Below are 11602 nucleotides of genomic sequence, written 5' to 3'. Positions count from 1 at the left end.
CCTGGTCGATTACTTTTTGCCCCACTCATATGATCAGTAAAAATTTTTTCACAACCAAATTTATTTAGGCTGTCTTCTTGTAAATCCAAATTTTGTAAACCAGTAGATACTCGGGCGTATCCTATTTTCAAAAAAATCACTCCTTCATTAATTTCATTGTAACATAACTTTATACCAACGGTATAAATGAACATAGATTTTGTTATGGGTTTGTGTACACTAAAAGTATAGAAAAATTTAAATTTAAGGTAAAAAAATGAAGTGTCCAGAAACGCCTGATTTTATGAACAATTATTTCGAGATAAAAGATACGTCTGATATGATTCTATTTTAGTTTTGAATAGTAACAAAAACAAATCGAGATTTTAAACTTTTTTACAATAGCTTGCCTTAGAGTTCACTTTAGGGTTTATGATATTTATATAAAAAGATGTGGAGGTTAATTTTAATGAATATAAAAAAAGCAGCTGAAATGTTTGATTTGAGTGTAGATACACTACGCTATTATGAACGTGTCGGTGTCATACCACCAGTTCGCCGTAACAAGAGCGGGTATCGAGAGTATACTACAAATGATCTTAATTGGATTTATCTGGCAAAGAATTTACGAAATGCGGGGTTATCGATCGAATCGCTCATTGAATTCGCTCAACTGGCTCAATTACGTGAAACGCAAAATGTAGAAAAAGCTCAGAAGCAGATTTTGTCTGACCAATTAGAAGAATTAGACAAGAAATTAGCGGAAATGAAAGAAGTAAGAGACTTACTTGTTTATAAAATAGAAACGTATGATGACCACATTGCAAAATTTAAAGCAGGTGAAATGGGACCTGATAAAGTTGAAAAACTGTGGGAACGAAAAAAATAAAATCTTTTTCTTGCTATGAACTTAACTCCAAGGTTTAGGATAGAACATGTAAAGAAATTAGAGGAGGAAAACAAGATGCAAACAATTACTTTGAACAATGGTGTAAAAATGCCTCAATTAGGATTCGGTGTTTATCAAATTCCATTGGAGGAAACCGCTGAAGCAGTCTATCAAGCAATTAAAGCAGGCTACCGTCTGATCGATACAGCTTCTATTTACGGAAATGAAAAAGAAACAGGTGAAGGAATCAAGCAAGCTATCAATGAAGGCTTAGTCACTCGAGAAGAACTTTTTGTTACTTCTAAATTATTTATTCTTCAAGCACCAGAAGAAAAAGCTGCAGAAACAATTGAACATTCTCTTAAAGTAATGGAGTTGGATTATCTGGATCTTTATCTCATTCACCAACCATACGGAGATATTTATGGTGCATGGCGATCAATGGTTGCTGCCCAAAAAGCAGGGAAATTACGTGCCATTGGGATTTCAAATTTCAAATCAGCTAAGATGATTGAGTTTGTTGGCTTGAATGAAGTGAAACCTCAAATCAATCAAATCGAAGTAAATCCTTGGAATCAACGCGTTGAAGATCAAGAATGGCATGAAAAATATGACGTACAAGTGGAAGCCTGGGCTCCTTTTGCCGAAGGTCGCCATGACTTGTTTACCAATCCTGTATTAGCAGAAATCGGTCAGCAATATGGCAAAACCGTGGGCCAAGTTGTGCTACGTTGGTTGATGCAACGAGGGATTGTTGCTTTAGCAAAATCAGTTCGTCCTGAACGAATGGCTGAAAACATTGATATTTTTGATTTTGAGCTTTCAAAAGCAGATCTTGAGAAAATTGCAGCTTTAGATATGAAAGAATCTGCGTTCTTTGACCACGATGCACCCCAACAAGTGGAATGGTTTATGAATCGAATGTTGGGTACAGAAAAATGAGCAAAAATATTTTGATTTAACGATTTAGTAAAGTAAAAGTGATTACTGTGGCACCTAACATTAGATAGTTGATGCTACAGTATTTTTATGGGGAAATAATATGTTAAGAGAGTGATTGAGGTATTTAAAAAACGAATTTCATACTTTTGATAATATTCATAAGTCTCATTATTATTGACTTTACCTAAAATGATAAGCAAAAATTAAAAAAAGTATCAAGGAAATTGATACTTGGTTAGAAATAATCAATTAAAGAAATAGAAAGAAGTTAGAAAATTTGAATAGAGAAAAATTTGGTGTCATTTTACCAATTACATTATTATCTTATTTTTTGATATTAATGGATAATTCAATCATTTTTACAAGTTCTGTGCAGATAGGTGAAAGTTTAGGGTTATCTGCTACAGCACTTTCATGGGTATCGAGTGCATATACACTTACTTTTGGAGGATTTTTGCTATTAAGCGGGCGCCTTTCCGATCTGTTAGGAAGGAAACGTATTTTTTTGATAGGATTACTGATTTTTGGATTTAGTTCTTTAGCGATTGGTCTATCGCAATCAGCTAAAATGGTGATTATTATGCGTGCAGTACAGGGAATTGGTAGTTCTATTATCGCGCCGACAACTCTTGCATTGATTATGGATGCCTATCAAAATAATATGAGACAGCGAGCGATTTCTTATTACGGAGCAACCGCTGGAATTGGTTCGAGTATTGGTTTATTAGTCGGTGGTGGACTGACTAGCTTGATTTCATGGCGTGCAGGATTTTTAATAAATGTTCCATTTACTCTTGTGCTATTTATCTTAACATTGAAGTATGTGAAGCCTTCTGCACGTCGAAAAGAAAATATCGACTATTTAGGTAGTTTACTTTCCATAATCGGTTTGGGTGGTATTATTTATGGTTTTACTGAAGGAATGTTTAGCTTCGCATTTATAGGTGTTATCTTTATATCCTTGTTTATTTTATGGGAACGAAAGACTTCTTCTCCCATTCTACCTTTAGCACTTTTTCAAAATAAAATTCGTTCTGGTGCTTATGTGACTCGTCTCTTATTTATGATGGCTATGTTACCATTTTGGTTCTTCTTGCCCCAGATGATGCAAAGTCAATATGGTTTTTCAGCGCTAGAATCCGGTTTCGCTTTTTTGCCACTGACAATTGTTAATTTTATAATTGCGATGCAGTTACCGAAGTTAACTTCAAAATTTGGAAACAATAAGATATTACTTATCGGAGAAATCATATTATCTATGGGGCTGATTTTACTTGCCATTTCAAACACAGAAAACGGTTATTGGCAGACTGTTTTTTTACCTATGATCATACTTGGACTAGGTCAAGGGTTAATTTTAGCCCCAGTCACATCTGCAGGTGTTCATGATGCACCTGATGAGTTGGCAGGTATTGCAAGTGGTGTAACAAATACGATGCATCAAATTGGTGGGCCTATTGGATTATCAGTGATTGTCGCAACAACAACTAATTTTCAAACTGAAATCTGGATGATGGCGGGATTCACGCTTGTTTCTATATTAGTAGTTGCTTTCTTTGTCAATAATAGAAAATAAGTGTTTTCTATTAAAATTCATCCATAATGAAAACCGAGATCTAAGATTTGATGAGCAATCAAAATTTTAGATCTCAGTTTTCATAAATTATTCTTATATTTGTCATTTATTACCGAAATATTTTGCCATTTAAATAGGAAAGTGACAAATGGTTGGTAAGTGTATATTTAGGGTACACTTTAATTATACAAAAAGTCTGTACATTATCTGTTCGTTGTTATCTCTTTCTTAAAGCAAGTTTTTATTTATGTTTGAGAAAAAGGATATACTGAATAAATTTCTTAGTTAGGCAACTTTTGTTATAGAAGTTTTATTGAATCTAGGGTGTAGTCTATACCTTAATAATAGGGAGAATATCTACAAAGAAATAAGCAATATTATTAGAATACTAATTTTTTATTTTTTGTTTTTTATCATATCCTTGGTTTATCAAATAAAGGAGGTAGTTTTAAATGAATAAACCCTTATTCACTAATGTAGTTACTGTTAATCAAAAGAAAGAGGTAGTAGAAACTTTTTTAGGTGATTTAAAAAATATTTTAAAATGGAATGATGAAATTGCTGTTGTTGCAGAAGTAGAGGAAGGTTTTAAGATTGAGAGAGTTAGCCAGTCTTTAAATGATAGTGAGTTAGTCAAGGTAGAACATAAAGACAATAAAATTTATTATCATAGTAAAGGGAATCGATTGAACTATGATGTTATTTTTGAATGTACGTCACTTGGTGATAAGACTGAATTGTCAGAAACAGTTTATTTACCAGAAAATGTAGATAGTCATTTGCCTATTAGTATTCTTAAACCAATTGTAAAACATGCATTTGGATCTAAACTTTATATATTAGCGAAAACTCTTGAAACAGTATAAGTTGTTAGAGTCTCTTAGTTTAGAATTTTTGGACTATCTGTACGTCAATAAAGTTTTACTAACCAATAAGACTGATTTTTTTAAACATATTAGCGGTATTTTTTTTTGTAGAATATGAAGATAAAATTATTTATATAGGTGATGGATTTTATACTGAAAAAAAAAATAATCCAAGTGAAGAAAGATATTTATTTCAAAGAATAAATCAGCATTTTACATTATCAAATTCTGGAGGTAACAAAAATCTTCAAACTTATTTGCTTAAATCTATGAAAAAAAAGAATGTGCTAGATACAAATCTCCAGAATGCATTTAATAAATTTTGTAAAGAAGAAATTAAAATACATTATATCGATTTAACAAATATAGCTATGGATACAAATGAGGTTGAATTTATTAAATATTATTTCATAGCTAAACTAAAACCAGTGTTAATTAAATCTAAGCCCATATTAAAAATTGAAAGAAAACCTAAACGAAAGACCAATTTATCAATTAAATATGTTTAAACCTTCCTTTTTATCTTAAGGAAGGTTTTTTTTATAAGTATACTTATAAAATATATTATTATCTTTATTAGAATCAGTAAATAACGTTGCTATATACTATCAACATTAAGAGAAAGGAGATATAAATATGAATAAAAAATATCATGATTCAATTGAAACTGCTCTAGAAGTATTATCTGATGGAGGTGTAATTATTATTTCTGATAATGAAGATAGAGAAAACGAAGGAGATATCTTAGGTTTAGCAGAAACAATTACTGAAGATGGTCTAAATTTTATGATTACAGAAGGAAAAGGTTTGGTATGCACTCCTATTAGTGAAGAACTTGCAAAAACATTAGCATTACAACCTATGGTTAAAAACAATACCGAAATGAATGGTACAGCATTTACTAATTCTATTGATGGAAGTTATGACATTACAGGCGTTACCACAGGGATTTCAGTGGGGGACAGATTAGCCACTATAAAAAGAATGATTGATAACGATGTGAAATCAACAGATTTTGTACAACCGGGACATACATTTCCGTTAGTTGCTAAAGAAGAAGGTGTATTGGAACGAGAAGGTCATACTGAAGCTGCTGTTGATTTAGCAAAACTTTGTGGTATGAAACCAGCTGGTGTGATTTGTGAGATTATTAAACCAGATGGATCAATGGCACGCACAGATTATTTATTTGATATGGCAGAAAAGTTTAACATTCCGTTTATAACAATTAAAGACCTAGTAAACTATAAAAAAAACAATGTAGCTAGTTTGGAACTTTCTCATGCTTAACTCGCTATTTAATACTGTTATAGCTAAACTAATAGAATGGTTTTTTTTAGATAAAATTGAAGGTGTAGAAAACATAAAAATCGATGGACCTGTAATAATTGTCGCTAATCATAATAGCTATTTAGATCATTTTTTTATTTTGTATTTATACCGAAAGTATTGGAATTCAAATGAGTTATATTTTCTAACAAAAGAAGAAGCATTCAAAAAATTCTTTTCTAGAAAATGGCATGAAATAATGAAGTCCATATCAGTAAGTAGAGCAAGTGCTGGTCAAGAAGGATTAAAGGAGTTAAAAAAAATACTCCTAAATAAAAAAGCAAGCGTCGTTCTTTATCCCGAAGGGACTAGAAGTAAGACTGGGTTTCTTCAACCAGGAAAAATGGGAGCAGTAGCATTGGCAGCAACCACTGGTATTCCAATAGTTCCGATTGGTTTAGAAGGTACATTTGATATTTTACCTCCTAAAAAAATTCTACCTAGGCGTACTAAGGCAAGTATAAAAGTTGGAAAGATCATAAAAGTCAAAAAAATTCCAAAAACTGAGCTACTAGAAATTCATAATAAATTAATGCAGGAATTATCTCAATTAAGTAATGAGTCTTTTGATTTGATTGTTGATAAATCTGTTGAGGATAAAAAAATTTATTATGCTAATTACTACAATGAGTTAGGCATTCGTAATTATGTAGATAATGAATACATTCCAAATGTTTATCACCGTAGAGCAAAGTATTTGTGTAACCAACTATTAAATAACGGAGTAGAATCTGATGAAATTTACTTTGAAATTTCTAGATCTGTAGGCCGGTTAGGACTCAACTCTAAAAATTTTATGTATAAGATTTTTAGATTGTTACAAACTAAGTACTATGCCTATAAATCTCTTAAACAAAATAAAAAATTTGCACCTGCACACTATGTATTAGCGAACTATTATCTGAATATGTTTACTCTTTTTCCAAAAAAAAGTCTAATCAAAGCAGAAAATCATTATAAATTAGCTATTAATAGCGATTCAAGTAGTATTTATATAAAACTGGGTTTTGCAAGGTTATTATTGAAGAAAAAAAATTATACGGAAGCGGAGCAATTTTTAAATCAGATCCAGAGAGCTAAAGTTTTTAACTCTGTAGACTATCGACGAAAGTTAGAAGCTAAAATTTTATTGATGCGATTTAAACCGGTATACGCTAACAAATTTATGGAGGCAGAAATTAAATGAAGAAAGTTGCATTGGTAACTGGAGGCACTGATGGCATTGGCTATTCTATTAGTTCGAAGTTATTGGAAAAAGATGTTTTTGTTATAGCCACATATGCTTCAAATGAAGAAAAAGCGTGGGAAAGTAAACAAGAATTTGCAAAAATATCATCAAACTTTCAGATAATAAAAAGTTCTAATAATGTAGAAAAAGACGTAGTTTCATTAGCAAATATCATAAAAAAACAATTCGGGAAACTAGATTTTTTAATTAATAATGCAGGTATATCAAAGTCTAACATTTCATTAAAGATGAGTATGGAAGAATGGGATAGAGTGTTAGATGTAAATTTAACAGGGACTTTTTTAACCTCTAAAAATATGGCCCCGTTGTTGTTTAAATCAACAACACCAAGTATAGTAAACATTTCTTCCCAAGTAGGGACCTATGGGAATATAGGTCAGGCTAACTATGCAGCAGCGAAAGCAGGTATCTTTGGGTTGACACATACCTTAGCACAAGAATTTTCCAAAAAAAAGGTACGTGTTAATTCTGTAGCTCCTGGTTTCGTAGAAACAAAGATATTAACTGAAATACCAGAGAATTTAGTTGAAAAAAGAAAAGAAAGAATTTTACTAAATAGGTTTGCAGAACCAGAAGAAATTGCAAACGTGGTGTATTTTCTTGTATCTGAAGATAGTAGCTATATAAATTCAACAACTATAAATGTTGATGGTGGGATAGCTTTTTAAGGAGAAATCACAATGATTAATGAATTTAAAATAGTAGAAGGATTATCTGGGAAATCGTTGGTAATAAGCGCAGAAGGTAAGTGTAGAGCAGTTTGGAAAAGCAATGATGAAATTTCTGACTGGGCTAAATTAGAAAAAATCTTCCCGAATGAACAAGATGAAAAAGAACTGATAAAGCTTATTGAATCTGGACATAATATTGTTTTGCCGATTGAAGATCCTAAGGTTAAGGCAACATATTGGATCTTTAAAAAAGAAAATAATTTAAGGCAAGAAAACATTATTATTAACGAATTTGATGATCTTCATGAAGTTGAATTTTTCCCATTTAATTGGCTCCCAGAGAGGTTGTACAATTTAGTATTAAACTCATATGAACAATATAAAAATAGAACTGAAGTAGAAACATTATTACAACCCAATGTCGTATATGTTTATGAAACCGGATATCTAGATGGTAAAATGATATTAACTAACCAAATAAAATATGCTACAAGTTCCATGATTGATAGTTTGCTGTCTACAAATCTTTAAAAATACTATCATGAAACAAATTATTCATGAGCTTATATGCGTCAAATGATACTTTATATTGTTCGTCATCGTCGATGTATTCATAGCACTTAGCTAATAAATAGAAAAGATTTGATAACATATAGTGTGACTGATTGATTCCTGAAAAGTTTATTCCATCTTTTAAAATGGATATAGCTAAATTTATATTTTTTTGTTTGAATAAAGAATGAGAGTATTGATAAAAAAATAGGTTAATAGATTCGTCATAAACTGTAAAATGTTCATGCTTTATCGCGTCATAGGCCATATTAAAATAAGCAGTACTCTCTTCTTTTTGATTTAAGTCAGCATAGACAACGCCTAAATTACTTAAAAGAGAAATTTCAATAGGAGTTAAAAACTTTTTTTGTTTTCTACTTATATTTGTGTAATCTAAAGCTAAATGAAAATATCTCATCGATAGTTGAATTTCAGAAGTTGTTTGATAAATTGCACATCCATAATAGTAATAATATAACTGTAAATCTTGGTCCTTTTTTAATGTTTGAATAATAGAAGAATCATTTATAAAGTCCAATAATTTTTCATATTGACGCGTGTCACAGTAAGCTTTGGCTTCTGAGAAAAAATCAGCTATGTTTAGTGTTTCTGGATTATCATTTGTGAAAAATTGTTCAATAGAAATACCCAATTTGAAACAAATTTTACTCAATAAAATAGCATTTATACTGTATTCGCCCTTCTCTATGCTACTAATCATTGCTTGTGAGCAAATCTCTTTTGCTAATTCTTGTTGGGACATACCTTGTGACGTTCTCTCTGATTTGATTATTTTTCCTATATTACTCCAATAGTTGATTGAAGTGTCTAAATTATCACTCATATTTATTATCCTTGCTATTTAAAGTTAATTTAAATAGTATTATATATTATCTTAACTGATTTGTGAAAAAATTCATGAACTTAATTATATAGTATATGTAGTCTTAATAGGCAATTATTAAATTGTAGAATTGGAGATGATCTTTTGAAAAAACAATCTTTTGGAAACGAGATTAGACGAGTCAGAAAAGAAAAAAAATATCACAGTCAGATTTAGCGAAAGATATTTGCTCTCAAGCGACCATATCTGCTATTGAATCAGGTAAATATATGCCTAACGTTAAGATTCTAGTAGAATTATGTAACAAACTAGACTTAAATACAGATATGTTGATATTACACGATTATTATAAGATTAGTTCTATTGAAAAATTTAGTGAAGAGTGTGAACGTTTATGTAAAAACCATGAATATCAGAAGTTAGAAACTTTTTTGAACTCTACTGAAGTATTAAATTCCGTAGAAACCGAATGGGAATTACAAGCATATTATTATTATTTAGCGTGTGCCAACTTTCACTTAGACTCAGATTTAACAGGAAGCTATAGAAACTTTAAACTTTCTTTAGCTGAAAAAGAAAATAATACATTGGCCAGGTTGAGTTTTGCTTGTTTAGGTTTAATTAGTTCTTTAAAAAAACAGAAAAAGCAAACTTTTGAATATTTCTTAAACGCTTTTAAAAATATTGAGTCGATACCGTATGAACCCAATTTAAATATATTATTCTATTTAGAAGCGTATTCGTATTTAAACTTAGGTATGTTGGAGACTGCATTTCTTGTATTAGAATCAGCAATTGATTTTATATCGAATAACGATTCTCATTTTATGTTAGGAAATATTTATTTTTTAGCAACGAAAGTAGCTGAACGTGCGGAACAACTTAATATAGTAAGAGATAATGAACAAAAAAGTTCTATTTTTGAAGAACTATTTAATGAAAAAATATACAAAAATATATAAAGAATATTTCTAAAAAAGAGAGATTAGATGCGTAATCTCTCTTTTTTACGATTATCTAGAAAAATGACCAACTAGAAACTTCAATGATTGATAAGTGTATATTTAGGTACACTCAAAAAACGCATAAATGATGTGCATTATAACCTTTACGAGGTATTATATATTTATAAGTATATAACTTATAAGTGAAAAATGGATAGCTGATATCACTTACATTCCGACCTAGAGTAAATAGAAACGAACTAAAAATAGTTGAAAGAAGGTATTATGATGTGTACAAGTTTAACCTATCAATCTGGAAACAGGCATCATTTTTTAGCACGAACAATGGATTTTGGTTTTGAATTAAATGGACTTCCTATCTTTATTCCTAGACAGTATGAATGGCATGCTACGTCGAACACAACTAGAAAAACACGATTTGGTTTTATTGGCACAGGACGGAATCTAGACGGATATTTGTTAGCAGATGGTGTGAACGAACAGGGACTTGCGGTGGCAGAACTCTATTTCCTTGATGAAGCAAAATATAATGAATCAAGAGAGGAAAAGTTGAACATATCGCCTCATGGATTTATTATGTGGCTGCTGGGTGAAATTTCTAGTGTTGAGGAGTTAAAAAAACGTATTTTTGAAATAAATATAATTAATGAAGAAAACTCACTTTTGTCTTTAGTACTGCCTTTACATTATATTGTGACTGATAGAACAGGTATGACGGTAGTAGTCGAAACAAATACCGGAGAAATTGAATTGAAGGAAAATCCCGTTGGTGTAATGACTAACAGTCCTGAACTTGAATGGCATTTAAAAAATTTAAATAACTATCTTTCCATGCGTCCAACAAATTTTAAAGGAAAAAAAATAGGAGCCTATTCTATTAAACCATTTGGACAAGGTTCTGGTACATTTGGGATGCCTGGGGGACTAACGTCACCAGAACGTTTTGTACGAACTGGTTATTATAGACAGTTCACTCAAGCAGGGAAAACTACGGATGAAGCAGTGAGTGCGATTTTTCATATTTTAAATAGTGTCACGATTCCAAAAGGTGTAAATATTAAAAATGATGGATCAATAGATTATACACAATATCGTTCGATTTTAGATGTAGATGAGTTAACCTATTACTTTAATCCATATACTACTGAACAGGTGTACTCAGTTAAATTAGATGACGCGTTACTTTCTTCTGAAAAGCCGATTGAATTTACAGTTGATACTGAGTTTACTTCCGTTCAGTTAAACTAAAAAATATTTATCATTATTGTTAGAATTTTTAACTTTTACGGACTACCATTAAGCATATACGAAGAGTAACGTGCAAGCTTCATTGTGAGGATAAGGCACTAAAAATAGAAAAGAGAATGTTTATAAATGCGAAAAATGCAATAAGACATTCATTTTTCCTGAAGTCCGCTTTTCGATCGACGATAAGTAGGCTTCAATGAATGGATTACAATTCTCAAAGAGATTAGTCAGCCCAGATATATTTTTTCTATCATCATTAATATACTGGAGTAATTATAGGGATTTCGTTATTCTTTGATCCAGTTAGCTCGGCCTTAACAGCTAGTTATCTGATTGGTTTTTATTTTTTAATATTAGGATTAGAAGAAATCGTACTATCTTTTTAAAAATGTATACTATAAACTCCTGCATTACTAATCAACAACAATAAGTTCTATAGCTTTTCATATCTTATAAAAATAACGAACATTTAAAATAACAGTGTACCATGAT

The 11602-nt window shown here is 30.8% G+C and carries 12 protein-coding genes; 10 read left to right on the top strand and 2 right to left on the bottom strand.

The genetic code is table 11. The features are described 5' to 3' along the window. On the bottom strand, positions 1-140 hold a 140-nt coding region (locus tag DOK81_RS12130; protein WP_206908426.1), incomplete at its 3' end, for a recombinase family protein. Positions 141-448: 308 nt separating this feature from the next. Here DOK81_RS12130 and DOK81_RS12125 point away from each other — a divergent pair. From DOK81_RS12125 to DOK81_RS12090, 8 genes are all read left to right on the top strand, one after another. Beyond that, positions 449-868, top strand: a complete 420-nt coding sequence (locus DOK81_RS12125) for a MerR family transcriptional regulator (protein WP_206911201.1) — start codon at positions 449-451, stop codon at positions 866-868. Positions 869-943: 75 nt separating this feature from the next. Next, positions 944-1810 carry an aldo/keto reductase gene (locus DOK81_RS12120; protein WP_242590030.1) on the top strand — a complete coding sequence of 289 codons (867 nt, stop codon included), beginning with the start codon at positions 944-946 and terminating at the stop codon, positions 1808-1810. A gap of 277 nt (positions 1811-2087) precedes the next feature. After that, positions 2088-3386, top strand: a complete 1299-nt coding sequence (locus DOK81_RS12115; protein ID WP_206911197.1) for an MFS transporter — start codon at positions 2088-2090, stop codon at positions 3384-3386. A 452-nt stretch (positions 3387-3838) separates the two neighbouring features. Continuing rightward, positions 3839-4252: an SRPBCC family protein gene (locus DOK81_RS12110; protein ID WP_206911195.1), complete on the top strand. Its 414-nt coding sequence runs from the start codon at positions 3839-3841 to the stop codon at positions 4250-4252. Positions 4253-4888: 636 nt separating this feature from the next. Continuing rightward, on the top strand, positions 4889-5542 hold the full coding sequence (gene ribB, locus DOK81_RS12105; RefSeq protein WP_206911193.1) for a 3,4-dihydroxy-2-butanone-4-phosphate synthase: 654 nt from the start codon (positions 4889-4891) through the stop codon (positions 5540-5542). Continuing rightward, entirely contained in the window at positions 5535-6767 is a 1233-nt protein-coding gene (locus DOK81_RS12100; RefSeq protein WP_206911191.1) for a 1-acyl-sn-glycerol-3-phosphate acyltransferase, read from the top strand. Before ribB ends, DOK81_RS12100 begins: the two co-directional genes overlap by 8 nt. Continuing rightward, a complete protein-coding gene (fabG, locus tag DOK81_RS12095) occupies positions 6764-7498 on the top strand; it encodes a 3-oxoacyl-ACP reductase FabG (protein WP_206911189.1) in 735 nt (244 codons plus the stop codon). Before DOK81_RS12100 ends, fabG begins: the two co-directional genes overlap by 4 nt. A 12-nt stretch (positions 7499-7510) precedes the next feature. Further along, the gene (locus DOK81_RS12090; protein WP_206911186.1) at positions 7511-8032 is read left to right on the top strand and encodes a hypothetical protein; all 522 of its coding nucleotides are present in this window, start codon (positions 7511-7513) and stop codon (positions 8030-8032) included. On the opposite strand, the gene DOK81_RS12085 is transcribed toward DOK81_RS12090, so the two are convergent. Next, positions 8019-8897 carry a helix-turn-helix transcriptional regulator gene (locus DOK81_RS12085; protein ID WP_206911184.1) on the bottom strand — a complete coding sequence of 293 codons (879 nt, stop codon included), beginning with the start codon at positions 8895-8897 and terminating at the stop codon, positions 8019-8021. The genes DOK81_RS12090 and DOK81_RS12085 overlap by 14 nt on opposite strands. A gap of 197 nt (positions 8898-9094) precedes the next feature. Between DOK81_RS12085 and DOK81_RS12080 the strand changes: the two genes are divergently transcribed. Then, positions 9095-9859 carry a helix-turn-helix transcriptional regulator gene (locus DOK81_RS12080; protein ID WP_206911205.1) on the top strand — a complete coding sequence of 255 codons (765 nt, stop codon included), beginning with the start codon at positions 9095-9097 and terminating at the stop codon, positions 9857-9859. Positions 9860-10129: 270 nt separating this feature from the next. Next, complete coding sequence (locus tag DOK81_RS12075) at positions 10130-11110, top strand: choloylglycine hydrolase family protein (protein ID WP_206911182.1); 981 nt, start codon at positions 10130-10132, stop codon at positions 11108-11110. Positions 11111-11602: the final 492 nt, after the last annotated feature.

This window comes from Enterococcus sp. DIV0660C, assembly GCF_017316125.1.
In the GTDB taxonomy this organism is placed as follows: domain Bacteria; phylum Bacillota; class Bacilli; order Lactobacillales; family Enterococcaceae; genus Enterococcus_B.
This window is presented reverse-complemented; position numbering and strand designations above follow the sequence as displayed.